At 67.0% G+C, this 25,557-nt stretch carries 22 protein-coding genes; 8 read left to right on the forward strand and 14 right to left on the reverse strand.

Translation table 11 applies throughout. From position 1 onward, the window contains the following. Positions 1 to 359 precede the first annotated feature (359 nt). Positions 360 to 1,949: a trimethylamine methyltransferase family protein gene (locus GH266_RS01340; protein ID WP_158192292.1), complete on the forward strand. Its 1,590-nt coding sequence runs from the start codon at positions 360 to 362 to the stop codon at positions 1,947 to 1,949. 59 nt (positions 1,950 to 2,008) lie between these two features. Next, entirely contained in the window at positions 2,009 to 4,444 is a 2,436-nt protein-coding gene (locus GH266_RS01345; protein ID WP_158192293.1) for a GcvT family protein, read from the forward strand. Between the two features lie 17 nt (positions 4,445 to 4,461). Here GH266_RS01345 and GH266_RS01350 read toward each other — a convergent pair whose 3' ends face one another. Further along, complete coding sequence (locus tag GH266_RS01350; RefSeq protein WP_158192294.1) at positions 4,462 to 5,358, reverse strand: LysR family transcriptional regulator; 897 nt, start codon at positions 5,356 to 5,358, stop codon at positions 4,462 to 4,464. A 171-nt stretch (positions 5,359 to 5,529) separates the two neighbouring features. Between GH266_RS01350 and GH266_RS01355 the strand changes: the two genes are divergently transcribed. Beyond that, positions 5,530 to 5,733, forward strand: coding sequence for a hypothetical protein (locus GH266_RS01355; RefSeq protein WP_158192295.1), 204 nt, complete (start codon positions 5,530 to 5,532; stop codon positions 5,731 to 5,733). Between the two features lie 113 nt (positions 5,734 to 5,846). Here GH266_RS01355 and xylA read toward each other — a convergent pair whose 3' ends face one another. From xylA to GH266_RS01370, 3 genes are all read right to left on the reverse strand, one after another. After that, the gene (gene xylA, locus GH266_RS01360) at positions 5,847 to 7,154 is read right to left on the reverse strand and encodes a xylose isomerase (RefSeq protein WP_158192296.1); all 1,308 of its coding nucleotides are present in this window, start codon (positions 7,152 to 7,154) and stop codon (positions 5,847 to 5,849) included. Next, a complete protein-coding gene (gene xylB / locus GH266_RS01365) occupies positions 7,151 to 8,614 on the reverse strand; it encodes a xylulokinase (protein WP_158192297.1) in 1,464 nt (487 codons plus the stop codon). The genes xylA and xylB overlap by 4 nt, the downstream gene beginning before the upstream one ends. 141 nt (positions 8,615 to 8,755) lie before the next feature. Then, on the reverse strand, positions 8,756 to 9,163 hold the full coding sequence (locus GH266_RS01370) for a hypothetical protein (RefSeq protein ID WP_158192298.1): 408 nt from the start codon (positions 9,161 to 9,163) through the stop codon (positions 8,756 to 8,758). On the opposite strand from GH266_RS01370, the gene GH266_RS01375 reads away from it, so the two are divergent. Continuing rightward, a complete protein-coding gene (locus GH266_RS01375) occupies positions 9,162 to 10,124 on the forward strand; it encodes a helix-turn-helix domain-containing protein (protein ID WP_244953754.1) in 963 nt (320 codons plus the stop codon). The two genes, GH266_RS01370 and GH266_RS01375, sit on opposite strands and share 2 nt — an antisense overlap. On the opposite strand, the gene arfB is transcribed toward GH266_RS01375, so the two are convergent. Next, positions 10,125 to 10,544, reverse strand: a complete 420-nt coding sequence (gene arfB / locus GH266_RS01380) for an alternative ribosome rescue aminoacyl-tRNA hydrolase ArfB (protein WP_158195990.1) — start codon at positions 10,542 to 10,544, stop codon at positions 10,125 to 10,127. 120 nt (positions 10,545 to 10,664) lie between these two features. On the opposite strand from arfB, the gene mazG reads away from it, so the two are divergent. Then, positions 10,665 to 11,501: a nucleoside triphosphate pyrophosphohydrolase gene (mazG, locus tag GH266_RS01385; protein ID WP_158195991.1), complete on the forward strand. Its 837-nt coding sequence runs from the start codon at positions 10,665 to 10,667 to the stop codon at positions 11,499 to 11,501. A 17-nt stretch (positions 11,502 to 11,518) separates the two neighbouring features. On the opposite strand, the gene hflX is transcribed toward mazG, so the two are convergent. The 9 genes from hflX to dusB all read right to left on the reverse strand — a co-directional run bounded on the left by hflX (position 11,519) and on the right by dusB (position 23,080). Beyond that, entirely contained in the window at positions 11,519 to 12,922 is a 1,404-nt protein-coding gene (gene hflX / locus GH266_RS01390) for a GTPase HflX (protein WP_158192299.1), read from the reverse strand. Continuing rightward, entirely contained in the window at positions 12,923 to 13,177 is a 255-nt protein-coding gene (gene hfq / locus GH266_RS01395; protein ID WP_067215116.1) for an RNA chaperone Hfq, read from the reverse strand. It abuts the gene before it with no gap. 208 nt (positions 13,178 to 13,385) lie between these two features. Further along, positions 13,386 to 14,249: a D-amino-acid transaminase gene (locus GH266_RS01400; protein WP_158192300.1), complete on the reverse strand. Its 864-nt coding sequence runs from the start codon at positions 14,247 to 14,249 to the stop codon at positions 13,386 to 13,388. 43 nt (positions 14,250 to 14,292) lie between these two features. Beyond that, positions 14,293 to 15,669 (reverse strand): Trk system potassium transporter TrkA, encoded by a 1,377-nt coding sequence (gene trkA / locus GH266_RS01405; protein ID WP_158192301.1) that lies wholly within the window; start codon positions 15,667 to 15,669, stop codon positions 14,293 to 14,295. A 57-nt stretch (positions 15,670 to 15,726) separates the two neighbouring features. Next, on the reverse strand, positions 15,727 to 17,094 hold the full coding sequence (ntrX, locus tag GH266_RS01410; protein WP_158192302.1) for a nitrogen assimilation response regulator NtrX: 1,368 nt from the start codon (positions 17,092 to 17,094) through the stop codon (positions 15,727 to 15,729). Beyond that, positions 17,084 to 19,309, reverse strand: coding sequence for a sensor histidine kinase NtrY-like (locus tag GH266_RS01415; RefSeq protein ID WP_425329557.1), 2,226 nt, complete (start codon positions 19,307 to 19,309; stop codon positions 17,084 to 17,086). Before GH266_RS01415 ends, ntrX begins: the two co-directional genes overlap by 11 nt. A 170-nt stretch (positions 19,310 to 19,479) precedes the next feature. Then, positions 19,480 to 20,916: a nitrogen regulation protein NR(I) gene (gene ntrC, locus GH266_RS01420; protein WP_158192303.1), complete on the reverse strand. Its 1,437-nt coding sequence runs from the start codon at positions 20,914 to 20,916 to the stop codon at positions 19,480 to 19,482. A gap of 17 nt (positions 20,917 to 20,933) precedes the next feature. Continuing rightward, the gene (locus tag GH266_RS01425; protein WP_158192304.1) at positions 20,934 to 22,049 is read right to left on the reverse strand and encodes a two-component system sensor histidine kinase NtrB; all 1,116 of its coding nucleotides are present in this window, start codon (positions 22,047 to 22,049) and stop codon (positions 20,934 to 20,936) included. Next, a complete protein-coding gene (gene dusB, locus GH266_RS01430; protein WP_158192305.1) occupies positions 22,046 to 23,080 on the reverse strand; it encodes a tRNA dihydrouridine synthase DusB in 1,035 nt (344 codons plus the stop codon). The genes GH266_RS01425 and dusB overlap by 4 nt, the downstream gene beginning before the upstream one ends. Before the next feature lie 145 nt (positions 23,081 to 23,225). On the opposite strand from dusB, the gene GH266_RS01435 reads away from it, so the two are divergent. From GH266_RS01435 to GH266_RS01445, 3 genes are all read left to right on the forward strand, one after another. Continuing rightward, entirely contained in the window at positions 23,226 to 24,488 is a 1,263-nt protein-coding gene (locus GH266_RS01435; protein WP_244953757.1) for a bifunctional 2-C-methyl-D-erythritol 4-phosphate cytidylyltransferase/2-C-methyl-D-erythritol 2,4-cyclodiphosphate synthase, read from the forward strand. After that, positions 24,485 to 25,009, forward strand: coding sequence for a CinA family protein (locus GH266_RS01440; RefSeq protein WP_158192306.1), 525 nt, complete (start codon positions 24,485 to 24,487; stop codon positions 25,007 to 25,009). The genes GH266_RS01435 and GH266_RS01440 overlap by 4 nt, the downstream gene beginning before the upstream one ends. An 82-nt stretch (positions 25,010 to 25,091) precedes the next feature. After that, positions 25,092 to 25,544 carry a hypothetical protein gene (locus tag GH266_RS01445; protein WP_158192307.1) on the forward strand — a complete coding sequence of 151 codons (453 nt, stop codon included), beginning with the start codon at positions 25,092 to 25,094 and terminating at the stop codon, positions 25,542 to 25,544. The last annotated feature ends 13 nt before the right edge of the window (positions 25,545 to 25,557 follow it).

The following is a 25,557-nucleotide window of genomic DNA, read 5'->3' on the forward strand; positions in this document are numbered from 1 at the left end:
CGGCCCCTCGCCGGATGTGCGAACCGATGGTCTTTTCCGATGCCGCAGCGTCCCGCAAGGCGGCTGCCGCAGATCGGATCGCGTCAACCTAACATGCAATCATGGTGCCTTGGCAAAGCCTTGCAGCCATTTTTTTGAGATCCGGCTCGGGCGTGTCGGTATCGAACAACGGATCGTCGCATAATCGATATCGCCTTTCCCTCGTTGACGGCGCTAGGCTCCTGTCATATCGCGCGTATTGAAACGCGAACGCTTCCGAAACAACTGGCCGTGTGCTTGTCGTTTTCGGAAACGGCTGGACTTTACTAAGACGGATACGAAACTAGACGTCCGCAACCGCAGCGGGGAGCCGGGTTCGCATGGCCGAAACGGACGAAATCGAGGGCGTCGCTCCGGGCGGCGACGAGACCGCCGGCCGTCGCCGCGGACGCAGGGGCCGCCGGGAGGTCCAGGGCCATTCGGACGCCATCGAACAGAAGCCGTTCCGGGCCCGCCGCAATCCCTTCGCGCCGGTCCAGGCGGTCTCCGAAGATCAACTTGAGGCGATCCATTCCGCCTCGCTCGACGTCCTGGAAAATATCGGTGTCGATTTTATCAATAGCGAGGCGAAGGCCCTTCTGAAGGCCGCCGGTGCCGATGTTTCCGCCTCGTCCGACCGAATCAGGCTGGATCGCGGCCTGGTTCTGGAGGCGCTCGCCAGCGCGCCGGCGGAGTTCATCCTCCACGCGAGGAACCCGGAGCGGAACCTCAAGGTCGGCGGCGACAGCGTCATCTGGAGCGGCGTCGCCAGCGCCCCCAACTGCGCCGACGCGCAGCGCGGCCGGCGCCCCGGCAGCCAGCAGGACTATCGCGACTTCCTCCGCCTCAGCCAGGTCTTCAACGTCATCGACCTGAACGGCGGCTACCCGGTCGAGCCGGTCGACATCCACGCCTCGGTACGCCATCTCGACTGCATCTCAGACTTCGTGACGCTCACCGACAAGGCGTTCCACATCTATTCGCTCGGCCGCGAGCGCAATCTGGACGGCATGGAGATCGCCCGGATCGCACTTGGACTGACACATGAGGAATTCGAAAGAACTCCTTCTGTCATATCGATTATCAACTCGTCGTCGCCGCTGCGTCTCGACACGCCGATGCTTCAGGGTATCATCGAGATGTCGCGGCGCGGCCAGCCGATCGTGCTTACGCCCTTCACCCTTGCCGGCGCGATGGCGCCGGTCACGGTCGCGGGCGCCCTGGTGCAGCAGAACGCCGAGGCGCTGGCCGGTCTCGCCTTCGCCCAGATCGTGCGTCCCGGCGCGCCGGTCGTCTATGGCGGCTTCACCTCCAATGTCGACATGAAGTCCGGCGCCCCCGCCTTCGGCACGCCGGAATACATGCAGGCGGCGCTTGTCGGCGGCCAGCTCGCCCGCCGCTACAATCTGCCCTACCGCTCCTCGGCCGTCTGCGCGGCCAACTCGCCCGACGCCCAGGCCGCCTGGGAGACGGTGTTCTCGCTCTGGGGCGCGCTGATGGGCGGCGCCAACTACATCAAGCACGCCGCCGGCTGGCTCGAAGGCGGGTTGACCGCCGGCTTCGAGAAATTCGTCATCGACATCGACCTTTTGCAGATGATGGACGCCTTCCTGCAGCCGCTCGACACCTCGCCGGACGCGCTGGCGGTCGAGGCGATCCGCGATGTCGGGCCCGGCGGCCACTTCTTCGGCACCGCCCATACGCAGGCCCGCTACAAGACCGCGTTTTATCCGCCTATCATCTCCGACTGGCGGAACTTCGAGACCTGGCGCGATGCCGGCTCGCCGACCGCCTACGACAAGGCGCAGGTGGTCTGCAGGAAGGCGCTGGCCGAATACGAGGCCCCGCCCCTCGATCCGGCCATCGCCGAGGAACTGGCGGATTTCGTCGCCCGGCGAAAGGCCGAGGGCGGCGCGCCCACCGACTTCTGACGCGGCCGGCACGCGGCCGCGTTCCAACTCATTTTCCAGACAAGCAGGGAAGCAGACGAATGAAATCCCAGGCTCGCGTGGTGGTGATCGGCGGCGGCGTCGTCGGCTGCAGCGTCCTTTATCACCTGACCCGGAGGGGCTGGACCGACGTGCTGCTGATCGAGCGCTCGGAGCTCACCTCCGGCTCGACCTGGCATGCGGCCGGCGGCTTCCACACCCTGAACGGCGACCCGAACGTCGCCAAGCTGCAGGCCTATACCGTCTCGCTCTACAAGGAGATCGAAGAGCTTTCCGGCCAGTCCTGCGGGTTGCACCTGACCGGCGGCCTGCAGCTCGCCGATACGCCCGAACGGCTCGACTGGCTGAAGATGGCCCATGCCCGCGGCCGTTACCTCGGCATGGAAACGGAGATCATCTCGGCGAAAGAGGCCAAGGAGCTGCTGCCGCTGATCGACGAGCGACACTTCGTCGGCGCCATGTGGGACCCGATCGAGGGCCATCTCGACCCCTCCGGCACCACCCATGCCTATGCCAAGGCGGCGCGCAAGGCCGGCGCCGAGATCTCGCTGCGCAACCGCGTTGTCGAGCTCGCCCAGAAGCCTGACGGCACCTGGCTGGTCGTCACCGAGCAAGGCACGGTCGAGGCCGAACACGTGGTCAATGCCGGCGGCTTGTGGGCGCGCGAGGTCGGCCGCATGGTCGGGCTGGAACTCCCCGTCCTTGCCATGGAGCACCACTACCTGCTGACCGAAGACATGCCGGAAATCGCCGAGATCGTCGCCTCGACCGGCAAGGAGATGGTCCACGCCATCGACTTCTCCGGCGAGATCTATACCCGCCAGGAGCGCGGCGGCATGCTGCTCGGCACCTATGAGCGCGCTGCGACGCCCTGGAGCCCGCGCCAGACGCCCTGGGACTTCGGCCAGGAGCTGCTGGCGCCGAACCTGGAGCGCATCGCCCCCTCGCTGGAGATCGGCTTCGAGCACTTCCCCGCGCTCAAGCACACCGGCATCAAGCAGTTCGTCAACGGCCCCTTCACCTTCGCCCCCGACGGCAATCCGCTGGTCGGTCCGGTGCGCGGCCTCACCAATTTCTGGTGCGCCTGCGCGGTGATGGCCGGCTTCAGCCAGGGCGGCGGCGTCGGCCTTGCCCTCTCCAACTGGATGGTCGACGGCGATCCGGGCTTCGACATCTGGGGCATGGATGTCGCCCGCTTCGGCCCCTGGGCCAGCCTCGCCTATACCAACGCCAAGGTGCGCGAGAACTATTCCCGCCGCTTCCGCATCCGCTATCCGAACGAGGAGCTGCCGGCCGCCCGTCCGCACCAGACGACGCCGCTCTACGACCGCATGCGCGCGCAAGGCGCCGTGATGGGCGACAGCTGGGCGCTGGAAACCCCGCTCTGGTTCGCGCCAGAGGGCACCGAGCCGCGCGACATCGTCTCCTTCCGCCGTTCCAACGACTTCGAGCACGTCAAGGCCGAGTGCCAGGCGGTGCGCACCGGCGTCGGCATCACCGAGATCGCCAATTTCGCCAAGTACGAGATCGCAGGCCCCGGCGCCGAAGCCTTCCTCGACAAGCTGATGACCAACCGCATGCCGGCGCTCGGCCGCATGGTTCTGACGCCGATGCTCAACGAGACCGGCAAGCTGATCGGCGACTTCACCATCGCCCGCATTGCCGACGACCGCTTCCTGATGTGGGGCTCCTCGCAGGCCGAGATCTATCACATGCGCTGGTTCGAGCGGCATCTGCCGCAGGACGGCTCGGTGCGCGTGACGCCGATCAATCTCGGCTGGGTCGGCCTGTCGATCGCCGGTCCCAGGGCGCGCGACCTGCTGGCGCGGGTCACCGGCGACGATGTATCGAACACCGCCTTCCCCTTCATGGCCAGCCGGGCGATGGATGTCGCCGCGGCCCCCTGCCATGTCAGCCGCATCAGCTATACCGGCGACCTCGGCTACGAGATCTGGATGGCGCCCCATTACGAACGCCGGGTCTACGACGCGTTGAAGGAAGCGGGCGCCGATCTCGGCCTGCGCGACTTCGGCATGCGCGCCCTGCTCTGCCTGCGGCTGGAAAAGAACTTCGGCACCTGGTTCCGCGAGTTCCGCCCGATCTACGGGCCCTATGAGGCCGATCTCGGCCGTTTCGTCGCCCTGAACAAGGGCGATTTCATCGGCCGCGAGGCAGCCCTGCGGGAGAAGGAGAGCGGCGGCACGCTGCGCCGGGTCAGCTTCGTCGTCGAGGCGAACGATGCCGACGTGATCGGCGACGAGCCGATCTGGCACGAGGGAAAGGTGGTCGGCTGGATCACCTCCGGCGGCTACGGCCACTTCGTCGACGCCTCGCTGGCGCAGGGCTACCTGCCGAAGGACCTGGCCGCGCTGGGCGCGGACGGCGCCTTCGAGATCGAGATCATCGGCGAGCGGGTGAAGGCCCGCATCATCAACGAGCCGCTGTTCGACCCGCGCGCCGAACGCATGCGCATGTAGCCGAGCGGCACGGCGCGTCAGCTTCCGGGGTTCATCTCGCGGAAGCAGGCGATCACATGGCTGGCGAAGGCATCGCTCGCCTTGCCGGCATTGCCCGCCTCCTTGAGGATCAGGTGGTAATCGCCGATCTCCGGCAGGCCGTGGCGCGCGTCGAGCTTCTGCAGCGGCGGCGTGATGACGCTGGTCGGAAACGGCGCAACGGCGAGGTCGGCCAGCAGCGCCGCCTCCTGGCCCGCGCTGTGAAAGCTCTGATAGGCGATGCGGTAGGGATGCTCGGCCTTGTCGAGCGCGATGCGCGCGGCCTTGCGCCAGGGGCAGCCGGACACCGACAGCGCCAGCGGCAGCGGGTTGCGGCTATAGGCAACGCCCCCTTCCAGCCCCGCCCAGGCGAGCGGCTCGGTGTAGACGATCTCCCCGCCGCGGGCGAGGTCGCTGTCGGGCCGCGCCGTATAAAGGATCAGGTCGAGCTGGCCGTCCTTCAGCTTCTGCAGCAGCGGCGGGCTGCCGTCGAGATGCACGTCGACATTGACCGCCGGATGCGAACGAGCGAAGCGCGTCAGGATGTTGGGCAGGAATCGCGTGCCGAAATCCGACGGCGCGCCGAAGCGCACCTCGCCCTCGATGGAGGGCGAGCGGAACATCGCCACCGCCTCCTCGTTGAGCAGCAGGATGCGCCGCGCGTAACCGAGCAGTGCTTCGCCCTCCGCAGTCATGCGGACACTGCGCCCCTCCCTTGCGAAAACCGCAGTGCCGAGCAGCGTCTCCAACTTCTTCACCTGCATCGAGACGGCCGAGGGCGTGCGCCCGATCACCTCGGAAGCCTTTGAAAAACTTCCTGTTTCCGCGATGACGAGAAAAGTCCGATAGAGGTCCATCTCGATCAGCGGCGTACCTTTTCCTGGCACCAGGTCCATGGCTCGGCCTCCTTGCGCTTCAGTTCAATGAAATTGATCATATACATGAGTTCTTTTGGTTTGCCTGATAGCACGAATGCGACCATATCCCGGTCAGGGCGGCATGACAGTTCGCCCGCGCGCGAACCGCCCGGCCGCCACGACACGCAACTCGAGCACATGGAGAGCGACATGTCCTACCTGACCCGGGTACTCGGCAACACTTTCGGCATCGCGACGCGCGTCCATGCGCTTTCGGTCGCCGACACCGACCCGCGCACCCTTGCCGATCTCGGCATGTCGGGCGACGCGGCGAAGCAGGCCCGCTTCCAGTCGTTCCGCGCCGGCGAGCCCGGTGCCTCGAACGCTGCCCGCCTCGGACTGAACGGTCGCTGAGCACGCATCCCCGCCGGCCCACCGACCGTATCGATCCGCTGTAACGACAAACCGCCGAAGCTCACGCTTCGGCGGTTTTCGTTTTTCGTGCAGGCGTGACGAGGAACCGCTGCTCAGAGGCGGCGGTTGACCAGGTTCTCCAGATATTCCTGGCGGCCCGAGACCGGGCGCGGATCGATCCCCTCGCGCTCGACGCGCGCGGCGATCTCCTCCAGCGTGCGCTCGCCCTTCAGCATGGCGACCGCCTCCGGCGCCTGCCATCCGGCGTAGCGCCTGGCCATCGCGTCCGACAGATCGCCCTTTTCCAGAAGCTCGGCCGCGGCCAAAAGTCCGCGGGCGCAGGTGTCCATGCCGCCGATATGGCCGTGGATCAGGTCGGCCGCGTCCAGCGACTGGCGGCGGAGCTTGGCATCGAAGTTGAGCCCGCCGGTGGTGAAGCCGCCCGCCTTGAGGATGTAGTAGAGCGCCAGCGCCACTTCCGGCACGTTCATCGGGAACTGGTCGGTGTCCCAGCCGGACTGGTAGTCGTTGCGGTTCATGTCGATGGACCCGAAGATCCCCAGCGCGGAGGCGAGCGCCACCTCGTGCTCGAAGGAATGGCCGGCGAGCACCGCGTGGCCGACCTCGATATTCACCTTCACCTCGTTCTCCAGGCCATAGGCCTTGAGGAAGCCGTAGACGGTGGCGACGTCGAAATCGTACTGGTGCTTGGTCGGCTCCTGCGGCTTCGGCTCGATCAGGATCGCGCCCGGAAAGCCGATCTTGTGCTTGTAGTCGACGACCATCGACAGGAAGCGCCCCATCTGGTCGAGCTCCTGGCGCAGGTCCGTGTTGAGCAGCGTCTCGTAGCCCTCGCGCCCGCCCCACAGCACGTAGTTCTGGCCGCCGAGCTGGTGCGTCACGTCCATGCAGGCCTTCACCTGGCCCGCCGCATAGGCGAAGACGTCCGGGTCCGGATTGGTCGCCGCGCCGGCCATGTAGCGGCGGTGCGAGAAGAGATTGGCCGTGCCCCACAGGAGGCGCGTCTTCGAGGTCTCCATTTTGCGGGCGAAGACCTCGGCGATCTCCTGCAGGTTGCGGTTGCTCTCGGCGAGCGTCGCGCCCTCCGGCACCGCGTCCCGGTCGTGGAAGCAGAAGAACGGCACGCCGAGCAGGTCGAACATCTCGAAGGCGACGTCGGCCTTCAGGCGCGCCATCTCCATCGTCTCGCCGAACCACGGCCGCTCGAAGGTCTGGCCGCCGAACGGATCGCCGCCCGGCCAGCAGAAGCTGTGCCAATAGGCGACGGCAAAGCGCAGATGCTCCTCCATCCGCTTGCCCAGTACGAGCCGGTCGGCATCGTACCAGCGATAGGCAAAGGGATTTTCGCTCTCCGGCCCCTCATAGCGGATGGCGGGAATGCCGTCGAAAAACGCAGTCATCGCAGAACCTCTTTCAGTGCCGGATAAAGGGCCCGGTAGCGGGCGAGCCCTTCCTCGTGGAAGGAACGCAAGGCCCCGTCGGGGCCGATGGAATGCGCCGTGGGCGGCGGGGTGAAGCGGTCCGCACCGCATGCGCCGGTGGCCGCCGCACGGCCGAGCCGCGCCGCACCGAAGGCAGCGCCGAAATCCCCGTTGCCCGGCACGTCGATCTCGATGCCGAGGACCGTCGCCAGGATCTCCAGCCAGTTGCGCGAGCGGGCACCGCCGCCGATGGCGGTGGCGCGTTCCACGCGGGTGCCGGCGGCCGACAGCACGTCGAGGCAGTCGCGGAAGGCATAGGCGACGCCCTCCAGCACGGCGAGCGCGAGATCGGCCCGGTCATGCGCCTGCGACAGCCCGACGAAACTGCCGCGCGCCGAGGCATCGTTATGCGGTGTGCGCTCGCCGGAGAGATACGGCAGGAACAGCACCGGCGGCCCGTCGCGCCGGGAGCGCTGGCGGGCGGCGGCCTCCGCCTCCAGCGTCGCGACATCGCAGCCCGAAACCCGCGCCAGCCAGTTGAGGCTGTCGGTCGCCGACAGGATCACGCCCATCTGGTGCCAGGTGTCGGGCAGCGCGTGGCAGAAGGCATGGACGGCGCCGGCGGTGTTCGGCCGGAAACGGTCGGTCGCAACGAAAAGCACGCCGGAGGTGCCGAGCGACAGGAAGGCCTCGCCCGGCCGCACCGCACCGATGCCGCAGGCGCTGGCGGCATTGTCGCCGGCACCGCCCGCCACCACCGGTGGACGCGCAAAGCCCCAGCGGGACGAGAGCTCCGGCAGGATCGTGCCGGTCGCATCGGTTCCTTCGGCAAGGCTCGGCATGTTGGCGCGCGTGAGACCGGTTGCGGCGAGCAACTCGTCCGACCAGTCGCGCCGGGCAACGTCGAGCCACAAGGTGCCGGCGGCGTCCGACATGTCCGAGGCCGCCGTGCCGGTCAGGCGCAGGCGGACGTAATCCTTCGGCAGCAGCACCAAGGCGGTCCTGGCAAAGATTTCGGGCTCGTGCCGCGCGACCCATTCCAGCTTCGGCGCGGTGAAGCCGGGCATGACCAGATTGCCGCCGATGCCGCGAAAGTCCGCCCGCGCATCAAGCGCCATGCACTCGGCTTCCGAGCGGCCATCGTTCCACAGGATCGCCGGGCGCAGCACCTCGTGCGAGGCGTCGAGCAGGGTCGCTCCGTGCATCTGCCCTGAAAGGCCGATGCCGGCAACGGCCGACATTTCGGACGGATAGCTGCGGGAAAGCTCGTCGAGCGTTGCGACCACCGCCTCCCACCAGGCGTTCGGGTCCTGCTCGGACCAGCCGGGATGCGGCCGGGAGACGGTCAGCGCGCTGGAGGCGGAGGCAAGGATCGCGTCCGTCTCGTCCATGAGCACGGTCTTGACCCCGGACGTGCCGATGTCGATTCCCAGATACACGCGTCCTCCCGCGCCGCCATGCGGCTGTTCATATTATTTTCGATACCAAAATATACCATGGCGCGAGGAAATAAAGAGGCTCGATGAAAAGCGGCGGCGCGTCTGGATCGCGCCGCCGGATAAGGGGTTCGGAACCGCCGGTCACGCGGCGGCGCTCGATGTCCCCACGCGCCCCATGGCCCGCTGCTCGGCAAGGGCAAGCACGGTCACCGCGACGGCCTGCACGCCGAGAAAGGCGTAGCCGAGCCCCGTCGGCGAGACGAGACCGAACAGCGGCAGGGCGATGCTCGCCGCCACCCAGAGCCAGTTGCCCGCAACGACCACGAAGACGCCCGCTGCCGGCGGGGCTGACGGCGCTGCAACCGCCAGCATGAACAGCGCGACCGGCAGCAGCACGAGCCCCGCGTAGAACAGGAGAGCCTCGGGAAGGCCGAGCGGCGGCGCCAGAAGGCCGCCCGCCGCAAGCAGCAGGCCGCCCATCACAAGGCAGGTGACGGCATCGAGACCGAGAATGGCGCGAAGGGACAGGCGGTCGAAGATCTGCAACATGGGAACTCTCCTTGGCTGGCAGGCCGGCCTCATGCCGGGCTGGATGGCGGGAGAGAACCACCGCGACGTCATCAAGGCGATTACCTCCAAGGTCATTGAAGTCAGAAAGGATCGCGGGCACGATCCGGCCATGATGAAGATGCCGCCCGCGAGCTTTCCCTATCTTCTGCGCCAGTGGCGCGGCCGCCGGCGCCTCAGCCAACTGGCGCTGGCCGCCGAGGCGGGCCTGTCGCAGCGCCATCTCAGCTTCCTGGAATGCGGCAAGGCGCAGCCGAGCCGGGAGATGGTCTCGCGGCTGGCAGACCAGCTCGCCCTGCCCTTGCGCGAACGCAATGCGATGCTGGTGGCGGCCGGCTTCTCCCCGGAGGCAGGCGAACGTGGCGCGGACCATCCCGACCTTGCCGCCGCGATGGAGGTGGTCGGGCGCATCCTCGACGGCCGCGCCCCTCACCCGGCCCTGGCCGTCGACCGCAGCTGGAACCTGGTGCGCGCCAATGCCCCGGCGCTGGCCCTGCTCGACGGCATCGCACCGCACCTGCTCGAGCCCCCGGTCAACGTGCTGAAGGTCAGCCTGCACCCGGACGGCCTTGCCCCGCGCATCCGCAACTACCGCGAATGGCGCGCCCATCTGCTGGAGCGGCTGGGCCGGCAGGCCGACATGTCCGGCGATGGCGAGATTGCCGCGCTGGTGGAGGAACTGGGAGCCTACCCCGTGCCGAGGAGCGCAAAACCGCAGCCGGTGGCAGGCCGCGACAGGCATGCAGGCATCGCCGTGCCGCTGGAATTGCTCGCCGGCGAGACGGTCCTGTCCTTTCTCAGCACGACGACGGTCTTCGGCACCGCGCTCGACATCTTCCTGTCGGAACTGACCATCGAGTGCTTCTTTCCGGCCGACGCGGCGACCGCGGCGGCGATGACGGCGCCTGCCGCAAGCTCTGCCGAGAAGTCCGCGGCCGGGTGATCAGTCGTCGGGGCCCGAGCGCATCCGCTTGATCGCCCCGCGCTGCTTCTTCGCGGCGAGCCGGCGTTCCTTGGAGGCCTTTGTCGGCCGCGTCGCCTTGCGCGGCTTCGGGCGTTCCAGCGCCTTGCGCACCAAGGCGGCGAGACGCTCCAGCGCATCCAGGCGGTTGCGCTCCTGGGTGCGGAACCGGTCGGCCTGGATGAGGATCTCGCCGGCCAGCGTCAGCCGGCTGCCGGCAAGGCGGGAAAGCCGCTCCTTGACGTCCTCGGCGAGCGTCCGGTTGCCCGAAAGGTCGAAACGAAGCTGCACGGCGGTCGCGACCTTGTTGACGTTCTGCCCGCCGGGTCCCGAAGCGCGCACGAAGCTCTCCGACAGGTCGCCGGCCGGGATGCTCACCCCCGGCGCCACCTCCAGATCCATGTCCGCCACTGACGCCATCGCCGTTCCGTTCCGTTTGTCTGTCGCCGCGGGGCATGCGCTTGGAACGCCCCCGGTGCAATGCTATGTCGGTCGCCAGGACCAGATATGAGGGGCGCCAGCGTGACACCGGACCGCGACATCAAGCGACTGATCGAGATCATGGCCGCCCTGCGCACGCCCGGGACCGGCTGCCCCTGGGATCTGGAGCAGGACTTCGCAACGATCGCCCCTTACACGATCGAGGAAGCCTACGAGGTCGCCGACGCGATCCAGCGCGGCGACATGGTCGACCTGCGCGAGGAACTGGGCGACCTGCTCCTGCAGGTGGTCTATCACGCCCGCCTTTCCGAGGAACAGGGGGCTTTCGCCTTTCCCGACGTGGTGGAGGCGATCACCGCCAAGATGATCCGCCGGCATCCGCATGTCTTCGGTGACGACGATGCGCGCTCGGCCGGCATAGCCAAGGGCATGTGGGAGAAGATCAAGCAGCAGGAGAAGCTGGAGCGCGCCAGCGCCCGGGCGGCGGCAGGTCTCGGCGAAGAGCGCCGTCGGTTCCTCGACGACGTGCCGGCGATCTTCCCTGCCCTGACCGAAGCGGAAAAGCTGCAGCGCCGCGCCGCGCGCGTCGGCTTCGACTGGGGCAGCGCCGGTCCCGTGCTCGACAAGATCCGCGAAGAGACCGAGGAACTGGCGAGCGAGATCGCAGCGGAGGACGGCACCACGCCCGACCGCGAGCGCATCGCTGGCGAGATCGGCGACCTCATCTTCGCCGTGGCGAACCTGGCGCGGCATCTCGAAATCGACCCGGAAGAAGCGCTGAAGCGCACCAACCGCAAGTTCCGTCGCCGCTTCGCAGCCATCGAGGACGCCGCCGAAGGCGAAGGCCGCACGCTGGCCGAGATGAGCCTCGACGAGATGGAAACGGTCTGGCAGGCGGCGAAGTCGCAAGACGCCTGAGGCCGCGGCGGCGGACTTCAGTCCGCCGCGTCCTCGTCGATCTCGGTGAAGGCGCCGCGATAGCGGGCGGTGAACTCGCCCTTGCGGCGCTCGCCGACGCGCACGCGCAAGGAGATGCCCTCCTCGCCATCCGTCCGCCGCAGCACATCCGTGTTGCGATAGAGCCAGGCGAGCCCCTCGCCGTCCTCCGGCGCCAGCGTCATCTCGTAGACGAGACTGTCCTCGGCCAGCCGCAGCTCCACCCGCGCCAGAAGATCCGCAACACCCTCGCCGGTCACGGCGGAGACGGCAACAGGGCCCTCGTCGATGCGGTTGGCAGCAAGCAGCGTCTGCCGGTGTTCGTCGGACAGCTTGTCGACCTTGTTCCAGACCTCGATCAGGCGGCTGCTTTGCGCCTGTTCCAGACCCAGGGCATTGAGCGTCGCGGCGACATCGGCGGCCTGGGCCTCGGTATCCTCGTGCGAAATGTCGCGCACATGCAGGATCAGGTCGGCCTCAGTCACCTCCTCCAGCGTCGCCCGGAAGGCGGCGATGAGATGGGTCGGCAGGTCGGAGATGAAGCCGACCGTATCCGACAGGATGACGTCGCGCCCATGCGGCAGCGTCACCCGCCGCAGCGTCGGATCGAGCGTCGCGAACAAGAGGTCCTTGGCGAAGACCTCGGCCTGGGTCAGCCGGTTGAACAGGGTCGACTTGCCGGCATTGGTGTAGCCGACCAGCGCGACGACCGGTTGCGGCACCTTCTTGCGCTTGGCCCGGTGCAGCTCGCGCGTGCGTGTGACCTGCTCCAGATCCTTTTCCAGCCGGTTGATCCGCTCCTGGATCAGGCGCCGGTCGGCCTCGATCTGGGTTTCGCCGGGACCGCCGACGAAACCGAGGCCGCCGCGCTGGCGCTCCAGGTGGGTCCAGGATCGCACAAGCCGGCTTTTCTGCCACTTCAGGTGGGCAAGCTCCACCTGCAGCGTGCCTTCCGCCGTGCTGGCGCGGTCGCCGAAGATCTCGAGAATGAGGCCGGTACGGTCGAGCACCTTGCAGTGCAGCGCTTTTTCCAGGTTGCGCTGCTGGATCGGCGTCAGCGGATGGTCGACGACGACGAGCTCGATCTCCTCCGCCTTCACGATGGCGGCGAGTTCCTCGACCTTGCCGCTGCCGAACAGCGTGCCCGGCTTGGGCGTGGCGACCGTGACGATGCCGCTGGAGACGATCTCGAGGTCGATGGCCGCGGCAAGGCCGATCGCCTCCTCAAGCCGCGCCTCGGGCGAGCGACGAAGCTGGGCACCGCTCTCATCGCGATGGCGGCCGGTGAGCACGGGAACGACCACGGCAGCGCGCGCGCCAGCGGCCCCGCGCGGGCCCTCGAACGGATTGTCCGGTTCCTGCGCGGGTTTGTCCTTCCGATTCGAGCGGGGCTGGTTCTTCAATCAGCCCGCCGTCTTCTCGCCGGTCTCGTCCGGCTCGAACAGCTGCACCGGAGCATTCGGCATCACTGTGGAAATTGCGTGCTTGTAAACAAGCTGTGAGTGTCCGTCGCGGCGCAGAAGAACACAGAAGTTGTCGAACCAGGTCACGACGCCCTGCAGCTTCACGCCATTGATCAAAAAGATCGTCAGCGGGGTCTTCTGCTTGCGTACATGGTTGAGGAAGGTGTCCTGAAGGTTTTGAGCGCGGTCAGCCATGTTTTATTTTTTCCTGCATTCGCATTGTCGTTTATTGGTGCGCCCAGCCGGAAACAAAATCTGCCGCCATGCAGTCCTGCTGCCCGCAGCATTGCGCCCGGCAGATCCGACGTCAAGAGCCCGGGGGAAGACCCTCGGGCGCACGATGCCAGTCTAGCGCATCCTCGTTGCCATTGCTGCCCGTTTATATGACACAGCCTGCCTCAAGTCACACCGCACTGACTTCGGCCGTTTCATGGAACATGCGTCGCAACTCTCGCGTCACCTCGCCGGGATGCCCATTGCCGATCGACTGATCGTCGATCCGCACCACCGGCATCACCACGGTCGTCGCCGCGGTCATGAAGGCTTCCTTGGCCTGCTTCGCCTCTTCCAGGCTGAAGGCCCGCTCCTCGAAAGTGAGGCCGTTGCGCTCGATCATGTCGAGCACGACCTGGCGGGTGATGCCCTTCAGGATGCCGCTTGCGGCCGGCCGCGTCACAAGACAGTTGTCCTTGGTGACGATCCAGGCATTGGTCGAGCCGCCTTCGGTCACCATGCCGTCGCCATCGACGAACCAGGCTTCCTTGGCACCGGCCTCTTTCGCCTTCTGCTTGGCCAAGACGTTCGGCAGCAGGCCGACGGTCTTGATGTCGACGCGCTCCCAGCGGTTCTCCGGTACGGAAATCACCGAGACGCCCTTTTCGGCCAGGGCAGCAGCCGCCGCCGGCTGAGACGAACGCGCCGTCACCACCAGTGCGGGCTCGACGGAGGCCGGCGGGAAGACGTGGTCGCGGCGCGACACGCCGCGCGTCACCTGCATGTAGACGAGGCCGTCGCGCACCTTGTTGCGGCGAACCACCTCGTGCAACACCTGCGACAGCGCCGCCCGGCCCATCGGCATGCGGATCAAGAGCTCGCCCAGCGACCGCTCGAGGCGGTCGAGATGGCGCCGCTCGTCGACGAGATGGCCGTGCCAGATCTCGCAGACCTCGTACACGCCATCGGCGAACTGGTAGCCCCGGTCCTCGATATGAATGGCGGCCTCCGCGTGCCGGACATAGCGTCCGTTCACATATGCGATGCGGCTCATGCTTCCTCCAGTCGATTGCGGAACGCGGCAGCCCGGCCGCGTATCAGAAGAATTCCAGGCTGACGCGGAACATCTGCTCCACCTGCCGCACCCGCTCCGCGATGGCGAAAAGCACGCAGCGGTCATGGGCGCGGATCACGGTCGAGCCGTCCGGCGTGATGACGGTCCCGTCGCGGAAGACTGCGCCGACGCGAATGCCGTCGGGCAGTTCGACCTCCCGCAAGGGCTTGCCGACAAGCGGCGAGGTTTCCAGCGCCTCGGCCTCGATGACCTCGGCCGCGCCGTTCTGCAGGGCATGGACGCCGCGGATACGGCCGCGCCGCACATGCTGCAGGATCTTGGAAATCGTCACTTGCCTCGGATTGACGAAGGCGTCAATGCCGAGCGCATGGGCAAAGGTCGGGTAGCTCGGATTGTTGAGCAGCGCCAGGTTGCGCTTGCAGCCGAGCTTCTTGGCCATGACGCAGGAGAGGATGTTGACCTCGTCCTCGTTGGTCAGCGCGATCAAGGTGTCCGCGTCCTGGATGTCGGCTTCCTTGAGGATGGTCTGGTCGAGCGCGCTGCCATGCAGGATCACGGCGCGCTTCAAGGTGTCGGCGATGCTGAGCGCGCGCTCGCGCGAATGCTCGATGATCTTGACCTTGGCGGCCGACTGGCGCTGCTCCAGCGTGCGCGCGACATAGTGGCCGATATTGCCGCCGCCCGCGATGACGACCCTTGTCGCCTCCGGCTCCTCATGGCCGAAGATCGCCAGCGTCCGCCGCACCTGGTCGCGCCGCGCGACCACATAGACGAGGTCGTCGACGAACAGCGTGTCAGAGCTCTTGGGAACAAAGAGATGATTGCCGCGAAAGACGCCGGTGACCACGGCGCCGAGATCGGGAAACAACTCCGTCAACTGGCGCAGCGGTGTGTTGACCACCGGGCAATCCTCCCGGCAGATCAGGCCGACCACCACCACCTGATCATCGGCAAAACGCACGGTCTCCACCGCGCCCGGCAGCGCAAGGCGGCGCAGCACCATCTCGCCCACCTCGATCTCCGGCGAGATGATCACGTCGATGGGCATGTTGTCCCGGGAGAAGAGGTCGCTCCAATGCGGCTTCAGATAGCTCTGCGCACGCACGCGCGCCACCTTGGTCGGCACCTTGAACAGGGAATGGGCCACCTGGCAGGCGACCATGTTGACCTCATCATAAAGCGTGACGGCGATCAGCATGTCGGCCTGGTCGGCACCGGCCTGCGCCAGCACGTCCGGATGCGCGCCATGACCGACGAAACCGCGCACGTCGAGCGTGTCGCGGATCGCGTTGATCAGCCGCGGCGAGGAATCGATGACGGAGACATCGTTCTGTTCGGCCGCAAGCTTCTCGGCAATGCCGTAGCCCACCTGGCCGGCGCCGCAAATCACCACTCTCATCGGATCGAAGTCCCTTCAAGGTGTCCGGTCAATCCGGAACCTACCACGTCGCAACGGCTATGAAAGACCAAGCGACTTCAGCTTCCGGTGCAGGGCGGAACGTTCCATGCCGACGAACTCCGCCGTGCGGGACACGTTGCCGCCGAACCGCTTGATCTGGGCCTGCAGATAGTCCCGCTCGAACATCTCGCGCGCATCCCGAAGCGGCAGCGCCATCAGATGCTCGCCGCCGCCATTGGTTGGCAGGCTCGGCACGTCCGCGCCGATCTCGCCCGGCAGCAGGTCGGCGGTGATCACCGCTTCCGGATCGCCGCGGGTGAGGATCATCAGCCGTTCGACGTTGTTGCGCAGCTGGCGCACGTTGCCCGGCCAGTCGTGTGCCTGCAGCACCGCCATCGCATCCTCGCCGATCTTGCGGATCGGCAGGCCGGACGCGGCCGAAATCTGCTCCATGAAGAAATGGACCAGGTCGGGAATGTCGTCGCGCCGCTCGGCCAGCGGCGGCACCTGCAGCGGCACCACGCCGAGCCGGTGGAACAGGTCCTCGCGGAAGCGCGCCTCGGAGATCTCGCCCTCCAGATTACGCGCACTCGACGACAGGATGCGGATGTCGACGTTCACCTTGCCGACGCCGCCGACGCGGGTGAAGGTCTGGTCGACCAGTACGCGCAGGATTTTGCCCTGGGTCTCGTAGGGCATGTCGGCAACTTCATCGATGTAGAGCGTGCCGCCATGGGCCTCTTCCATCGCGCCGACCTTGCGGATGCGCCCCTCGGTGTCCTCGATCCCGAAGAGCTCGTCCTCCATGCGATCCGGCGTGATCGTCGCCGCATTGATCACCACGAAGGGATTGCGCGCGCGCTGCGACATCGCGTGGATCGTGCGGGCGGTCAGCTCCTTGCCGGCGCCCGAGGGACCAATGATCAGCACCCGGCTGTTGGTCGGGGCAACGCGCTCGATCATGTGGCGCAGGTTGTTCATCGCGCTGCTGGCGCCCAGCAGCTCCGGCGCATCGCCGCTGCGCTGCCGCAGCTGCTTGATCTCGCGCTTGAGCGAGGATGCCTCCAGCGCCCGCTCGGTGATCAGCACCAGCCGGTCGGCCTTGAACGGCTTCTCGATATAGTCGTAGGCACCGCGCTTGATGGCCGAGACCGCCGTCTCGACATTGCCGTGGCCGGAAATGATGACGACCGGCAGCTCGGGGTCCTGCGCCTTGATCGCATCCAGCAGCTCGAGCCCGTCCAGCCGACTGCCCTGGAGCCAGATGTCCAGCACGACCATGGATGGACGGCGTTCCTGGATGGCAGCGAGCGCGCTGTCGCTGTCGCCGGCCGTGCGCGTCTTGTAGCCCTCGTCGTCGAGGATGCCGGCGATGAGGTCGCGAATGTCGGCCTCGTCGTCGACGATCAGGATATCATACGCCATCTGTAGCAACCGTCTCCGGGGTCACGGACGCCTCGCCTGTGTCTGACGGAAGATCCGCCGTGTTTCTTACCATCGTCAGGCGGACCATGGCCCCTCGCCCGCCTCCGACGCTCTCGTCCCGCACCGGCGCATCGAGAAGTTCGATGCCGCCGCCATGCTCTTCCATGATCTTCTTGACGATTGCGAGACCAAGGCCGGTGCCCTTCTCCCGCGTCGTCATGTAAGGCTCCAGCAGCCGCTGTCGGTTCTCCACCGGCAGGCCGATGCCATTGTCCACCACCTCGATGGCGATGGTTTCGCCGTCCTGGTGCACGGTGACGTCGATGCGGCCCTTGCTGCCGTTGTCGGCCGGCACCGCCAGCACCGATTCCGTCGCGTTCTTGATGACGTTGGTCAGCGCCTGTCCGACCAGCCTCTGGTCGAACCGCGCCTTCACCGCCGTCTCGGGGAGATCGGTGCGGATCGAAATGTCCGGATTGGCGACGCTCTGCAGGAAGGCGGCCTCGCGCACGGTGGTGCGCAGATCGCTGCTGCTCATCGTCGGCTTCGGCATGCGCGCAAAGGACGAGAACTCGTCGACCATGCGGCCGATGTCCCCGACCTGGCGGATGATCGTATCGATGCACTGGTCGAACACGGTGCGGTCGTCGTCGACGATCTTCTTGCCGTAGCGCCGGCGGATGCGCTCCGCCGACAGCTGGATCGGCGTCAGCGGGTTCTTGATTTCGTGGGCGATGCGGCGTGCAACGTCGGCCCAGGCCGAGGTGCGCTGGGCGGTGACGAGGTCGGTGATGTCGTCCAGCGTGACCACGAAGCCGTGCTCGCTGCGGGTCGACTGCTCGCTGGTCACCCGCACGTTGACGCTGCGCTCGCGCCCGTGCCGGTGCAGCGACACCTGCGTCTCGGTCATCCGGTCGTCGGCGCGCGCCAGCACGTCCTCCACGACAGAGGCAAGCTCCGGCACCACGCGGCCGAGCGGTTCGTCCAGAAGCGCGCTCTCGCTGACGTCGAGCAGCGACAGAGCCGAGCGGTTCACCAGCGTGATCCGGCCGCTATCGTCGATGCCGATGACGCCGGCGGTGACGCCCGACAGGACCGCCTCGGTGAAACGGCGGCGACGGTCGATCTGGTCGTTCGCCGCCAGCAGCGCGTCGCGCTGGCCGCGCAGCTGCGCCGTCATGTTGTTGAAGGTGGTGCCGAGATTGGCAAGGTCGCCCGCCGACTTGTCGGTCTCCACCTGGACATAGAGATTGCCCTTGGAGACCTGATCGGCCGCGCCGATGAGCCGGCGGATCGGCGAGACCAGCTGGTTGGCGAAACCGAAGCCGATCCAGATCGACGACAGCAGCAGCACCAGTGTGACGCCGGTATAAACGAGCGCGAAAGCCACCTGCACGCCGAAGCGGCTCTGCTCCATGCGCCCGTACTGGCTCGCCCCGTCCTCGGCCAGACGCATGTAGTCGACCACGCGCTTGTCCATCGCGCGGGTGACATAGAGATACATGTCGTCATAGGCGGAGAGCTTCATCACGCCGCCGACGAGATTGGACACGCCGGGCGCGATCAGCACCGGCTCGCCGGCCGCCGCCTGTCCGAACGCCTCCACCGGCGGCAGGATGACCTCCACGTCCGGGTTGACGACGACGCGGGTGATCACCGTGCCGTCCGGCTTCATCAGATAGGCCCCGCCGAGCGCACGCAAGGTGGTCTGCGTCTGGAAGAAACTGTCGAAACGGGTCGGCTCGAAGTCGTAGACCGCCTTGGCCCGGTCGATGTCGTTGGCCATGGCGATGAGGTCGCCGCGCAGCACGCGGGCGTGCTCCTGCAGATAGGCCTGCGCGACGGTGAGCGCATTGTCGATGATCAGCCGGGTGCGGTCCTCGAACCAGCGGTCGAGGCCGCGGTCGAGGGTGATGGTCGCGAGAATGGCGACAAGAACTGCGGGAACCGCCGCCACGACGCTGAACAGCGTGACGATGCGCCCATGCAGGCGAGCCGCCGCCCGCCCTCGCCTGCGCGCCTGCAGCAGCGCTGCAAATTCGAGCCCGATCAGCAGCAACAGGATGGCGACGAGAACGCCGTTGATCACCATCGCAACCTGCGCGACGGGACCGTCCGGCGCGATCGGCGTCACGCCCATCAGCACGAAGAAGGTCAGGGTGATGGAAATCAACGAAACGATGACCAGCACGAGGCCGATGCGGCGCACGCGCAACCCGCTCCGACCGCTGTCGGATGGAGAATCTGCTCCGCTGGTTCTCTCGGCAAGCACAGTCGGCAACCGTCGCTAGAATCGGCCCAGGCGGGTCCGTTGCTGGGAATGCGGCACCCTTACCACACAATGTTGCCAAATTACGACAGAGATGCCGCCGCGTGAAGCCGACGTCAGCGGTTGGAGCGGATCACCTGGACGTCGAGGTCGCGGATTTTCTTGCGCAGCGTGTTGCGGTTGACGCCGAGCAGTTCCGCCGCCTTGATCTGGTTGCCGCGCGTGGCGGCGAGTGCTGCGCCGATCAAGGGATACTCCACCTCGCGCAGGATGCGATGATAGAGCCCGGGAGGCGGCAGCGCATCGCCGAAAGCCTGGAAGTAGGTGTTGAGATAGCGCTCGACCGAGCCCGAAAGGTCGATCTGGGCATTCTCCTCCTCCTCGACGCTGGGCGCCGGCTGGCTGAGTTCCTGGTCGATCAGCGCCGCGGAGATGACGTCCTGCGGATAGAGCGCGGACAGCCGGCGGACGAGGTTTTCCAGCTCGCGCACATTGCCCGGCCAGCGGTAGCGGCGCAGCCGGTCGATGGCAGCGGTCTCGATCTGCTTGGCCGGCAGCCCTTCTTTCTCCGCCAGCGTGAAGAAGTGCCGCACCAGGTCCGGAATGTCCTCGATGCGCTCGCGCAGCGGCGGGAGCCGGATCGGCACCACATTGAGCCGGTAGTAGAGATCTTCGCGGAAAAGCCCCTGGTTGATCAGCTGACGCAGGTCCTTGTTGGTGGCCGCGACGATGCGCACGTCGGTGCGGATCGGCACCCGCCCGCCGACGGTGGTGTATTCGCCCTGCTGCAGCACGCGCAGGAGCCGCGTCTGCGCCTCCATCGGCATGTCGCCGATCTCGTCGAGGAACAGCGTGCCGCCGTCGGCCTGCTCAAAGCGTCCGGCCGATCGTTGCTGCGCGCCGGTGAAGGCGCCCTTCTCGTGGCCGAACAGCTCGGCCTCGATCAGGTCGCGCGGGATCGCCGCCATGTTGATCGCGACGAAGGGGCCGTTGCGGCGCTTGCCGTAGTCGTGCAGCGCGCGGGCGACCAGTTCCTTGCCCGTTCCGGACTCGCCATTGATCATGACGGAAAGGTCGGTCTGCATCAGCCGGGCGAGCACCCGGTAGATCTCCTGCATGGCCGGCGAGCGGCCGACCAGCGGGATGTTCTCGCCCGCCTCCTCCGGCTCGTCGAGCTTCATCCGGCGCGGTTCCGAAAGGGCGCGGCCGACGATGCTGGTCAGCTCCTTCAGGTCGAAGGGCTTGGGCAGATATTCGTAAGCCCCCTTCTCCGAGGCCCGGATCGCCGTCATGAAGGTGTTCTGCGCGCTCATCACGATGACCGGCAGGTCGGGGCGCAGCTTCTTGATGCGCGGCAGCACGTCGAAGGCGTTCTCGTCCGGCATCATCACGTCGGTGACGACGAGGTCGCCATCGCCGGAACTGACCCAGCGCCACAGCGTCGTGGCGTTGGACGTGAGCCGGACGGTATAGCCGGCCCGCGACAGCGCCTGGTTCAGCACCGTGCGGATTGCGGCGTCGTCATCGGCAACGAGGATGGTCCCGGTCGGCATGGTCGGTGTCCCAGATGTCAGATTTCGTCCTGCGTCGCGTAAGCGGGCATCAGGATGCGGAAAACGGTGCGGCCCGGCTGGCTGTCGCATTCGATGACGCCGCCGTGGTCGCCGATGATCTTGGCGACGAGCGCAAGCCCCAGGCCGGAGCCGTTGGCCTTGGTCGTCACGAAGGGGTCGAAGAGATGCGGCAGCAGGTCCTCGGGAACGCCCGGACCGTTGTCGCGTACGCAGAACTCCAGCGGCAGGCTCACCCGCTCCCGCGAGCCGGGCACCGACAGGCGGATACCGGGGCGGTAGGCGGTCGTCAGGGTGATCTCGCCCGCCGGTTCGCCCGCCACCGCCTCGCTGGCGTTCTTCACCAGGTTGAGGAACACCTGCACCAGCTGGTCGCGATTGGCCAGGACCAGCGGCAGGGACGGGTCGTATTCGACGTTGATCGGGATGTTGCGGGCAAAGCCGGAATTGGCGAGGCGCTGCACATGGTCGAGCACCACGTGGATGTTGACCGGCTCGCGCTCCACGGGCCGCTCGTCGGAGAACACTTCCATCCGGTCGACCAGCTTCACGATACGGTCGGTCTCGTCCATGATCAGCCGGGTCAGCGGGCGGTCGTCCTCGGCGGCTGAGGCTTCCAGCAGCTGCGCCGCGCCGCGAATGCCCGACAACGGGTTCTTGATCTCGTGCGCCAGCATCGTCGCAAGGCCCGAGACGGTGCGCGCCGCACCGCGCGAGGTCAGCTGGCGGTCAATCTTTTCCGCCATGCCCCGCTCCTGCAGCATCAGGACGACGGCGCCCGGCCGGTCGGCCACCGGTGCGGCGATGATGTCGACGATCTTCTCGGCGCCGATGCGCGGCGAGCCGATGTCCACCTTGTACTCGTTGACCGGCGCGCCCCGCTCCCTCACCTGCGAGATCAGCATCAGCAGCGGGCTGCCGAACGGCACGAAATGGGACACCGGATGGCGGCGGAGCACCTGCGCGCTGGCGCGGAAGAAGCTCTCCGCCGCCATGTTCGCCTCGATGATGCGCCCTTGCGGATCGACGAGGATGAGCGGGTGCGGCAGTGCATCGAGGATCTGCCCGTTGGTGCCGGGGATCGGGCCGGCGGCGGCTTCGCGTGCGCCTCTCATGCGGCGGCCTCCAGGCTGAATGCGGTCTCCGCCCCGCCCGCAAAGCAGGCTCGAACGCCGGCGGTGACGAAGCCCGCGTCTTCCGATGTCAGGATCTTCTGGCGCATGGGGCCGGGCACGCCGGGTGCGCCGGCATCCAGGTACCAGGCGATATGCTTGCGGGCGAGGCGCAGCCCTTTTTGCGAACCGTAGAGCTCGCGCATCATCTCGATATGCTCGCAGACGAGTTCACCGAGCTCGGCGCCCGAAGGCACAACAGGAGCCGGCAGGCCGTCGAGCCCGGCAGCGATGGCTCCCGGCAGCCAGGGGCGACCGTAAGCAGCGCGGCCGACCATGACCGCATCGGCGCCCGACCGGTCCATCATCTCGCGCGCATCCTCCACCGAGGTGCAATCGCCATTGGCGACGAGCGGAACGGAAATTCGCTCGCGCACCGCCCGGATCGCATCCCAATCGGCCTGGCCCTTGTAGAACTGGCAGCGGGTGCGGCCATGGACGGTGATCATCGCGATGCCTGCCGCCTCGGCCCGCGCGGCAAGCTCCGGCGCGTTGAGCGAATCGTGGTCCCAGCCAAGGCGCATCTTCAGCGTCACCGGCACGGAAACCGCGCCGACGGTGGCTTCCACCAGTGTCAGGGCATGGTCGAGATCGCGCATGAGCGCAGAGCCGGAATAACCGGAGGTCACCTTCTTGGCCGGGCAGCCCATGTTGATATCGATGACGTCGGCCCCAGCGGCCTCTGCCAGGCGCGCTCCCTCGGCCATCCAGCGGGCCTCGCGGCCGGCAAGCTGCACCACATGCGGCGCGCCGGCGATTCCCTCGCTGCGCAGACGGGTTTCGGGATGCCCCTCGGCAAGCTGCTCGCACGCCACCATCTCGGAAACGACGAGCCCGGCGCCGAAGCGGTGCGCCAGACGCCGGAAAGCCACATCGGTAACGCCGGACATGGGCGCGAGAAACACGCGATTGGCGCTCTCCACCGTCCCGATCCTGATGCCGCGGCTGTCTGCGCCGCCGTCCTGAATGCTCATATGATGTGCACTTTCCACTGTGCCTACAGAATAGACAATGTCGTTTACGCTGCAAGTGCGAAATTCGCGCGTCCGACATAAGCCTTGTGGATGCGCGGCGAAACCGTCAAAACCGCCGCATCCGCATTGACGACCGGACATGACGATGACCGCGCCCGACCATTCCCCGCCTAGCGCTGCCGGCCGAGTGGCCATGCTGATCGTCGCGGCAGGCAAGGGCCTGCGCGCGGGCGGCGGCGTGCCCAAGCAGTACCGACAGATCGGCGGCACACCTGTGCTGCGCCGCACAATCGAGGCGGCGCTCGCCTGCGACCGCGTGTCTGCCGTCGCGGTGCTGATCGGCGAGAACGACGACGCCCACTATGCCGACTGCATTGCCGGGCTCGCCGATCCGCGCCTGCAGCCGCCGGCCCGAGGCGGCGACACCCGCCAGGCAACGGTGCTGAACGGCCTGCGGGCGCTCGAACACCTCGCCCCGGACATCGTCCTCATCCATGACGGGGCCCGCCCCTTCGTCTCGATTGAGGTCATGAACGCCGCCATCGACGCGATTGCGGCCGGCCACCGCGCAGCGGTTGCCGCCGTCCCCGTTTCCGATACGCTGAAGCGGGCAGATCCGGAGAGCGGCGCAATCCTCGGTACGGTGGAGCGCAGCGGACTTTATGCCGCGCAGACGCCCCAGGCCTTCCGCTTTAGCGATATCCTGGACGCGCATGAGCGCGCAGCAAGCGAAGGCCTCGCGTCCTTCACGGACGATGCAGCCGTTGCCGAATGGGCCGGCCTTGCGGTCGTGCTTACGCCCGGTGAGGCCGGCAACGTCAAGATCACCACGGCGGAGGACCTGCGCCGCTTCGACAGGGACAGCGCCACCAGGGAGCCTCGCATGGACATGGAAACACGGGTCGCCACCGCCTACGACGTGCATGCATTCGAGGCGGGCAACGGGGTCGTTCTCGGCGGCATCGCCATTCCCCACGACCGCGCGCTCATGGGCCACTCCGACGCGGACGTGGTGCTGCACGCGCTCACCGACGCGGTGCTGGCAACCATCTGCGACGGCGATATCGGCCATCACTTTCCGCCAAGCGATCCGCAGTGGCGGGGCGCGGCCTCCGACCAGTTTCTCGACTACGCGGTCGACCGGCTGCGCCAGCGCGGCGGGCGGATCTCGCATCTCGACGTCACCATCGTCTGCGAACGCCCGAAGATCGGGCCGCACCGCGAAGCGATGCGCGCGCGCATCGCCGAAATTTGCGGCACGCCGCTTCACCGGGTATCGGTAAAGGCCACGACCTCGGAACGGCTCGGCTTCACGGGGCGCGAGGAAGGCATCGCGGCTCTGGCGACCGCCACCGTCCGCCTGCCGGAGCAGAATGACGACATCACCGCGCAAGGAGGCCATGCGTGACCGATCTCGCCCGCGTCGAGGACAGTGCGGCCTGCGTCATCCGCGAGGCGACTGCCGCAGGCCTGCTGCTGACAACCGCGGAATCCTGCACCGGCGGTCTGATCGCCGGGGCTCTCACGGAGATCTCCGGCTCGTCGGCGGCGGTCGACCGCGGGTTCGTGACCTATTCCAACGAAGCAAAGAGCGACATGCTGGGCGTGCCGGCCGATCTGATCGCCCGCGTCGGCGCGGTCAGCCGCGACGTCGCGATCGCCATGGCCGAGGGCGCACTCGCGGCCTCCCGCGCCGATGTGACCGTCGCCGTGACCGGGATCGCCGGACCGGGCGGCGGCTCGGCGGAAAAGCCGGTCGGTCTCGTTCACATGGCTCTGTCTGCCAAGGGCCTTCCGACGCATCATGAGGAGTTGCGCCTCGGCGATGCCGGGCGGAGCGCAGTGCGCCTTGCCACCGTGGAGCGCGCCCTGGCCGCCCTGTCGCAGACCATTGCTAAAGTTTTATCGGTTCGTGAAACCGGCGAATGACCAGTTCAACAACGGCTTTCCCCTGTTAATTGTTTTTTCTGGGGAATGCACCCAAAGTCCTGTTCAAACAAGGACATGTAACATGCGTAAGACCTGCCTGACCGTTGCCCTTGCGATTGCCCTTCCGGCAAGCGCGCTTGCCGACGACATCCACATGATCTCGCGGCACTCGGACGGCACTTTCTATGGCAGCCACAAGGTGTTCACGCGTGCCGGCGATAATCTCTACGAGATCTCGCTCTGCGGCCATGCCTACTACGCCCGTGCAGCAACGGTCGCCTGGATGAACTACGAGGCAGAGGAAGGCCGCGACGTCGGCCTGGAGTTGAACCAGGGTAAGGGCTGGTACCGCATCTGCGAAGAGCCGAGCGAGCAGGTCAAGCTCGCCGATATCGGCGTCGAGGGAACCAATGCGGAGGTGATGCGCGCCAGCGAAGAGGCGATGAACCGCCGCATGCGCTTCATCTACATCCGCCAGGTCTTCTCCAAATACGGAAATTCCGGCGCCGCCTCATCGTCCTATCACGCAAGGTGATGCGCGGGGAGCC

The sequence above is a fragment of the Stappia indica genome (genome assembly GCF_009789575.1).
GTDB classification, from domain to species: domain Bacteria; phylum Pseudomonadota; class Alphaproteobacteria; order Rhizobiales; family Stappiaceae; genus Stappia; species Stappia indica_A.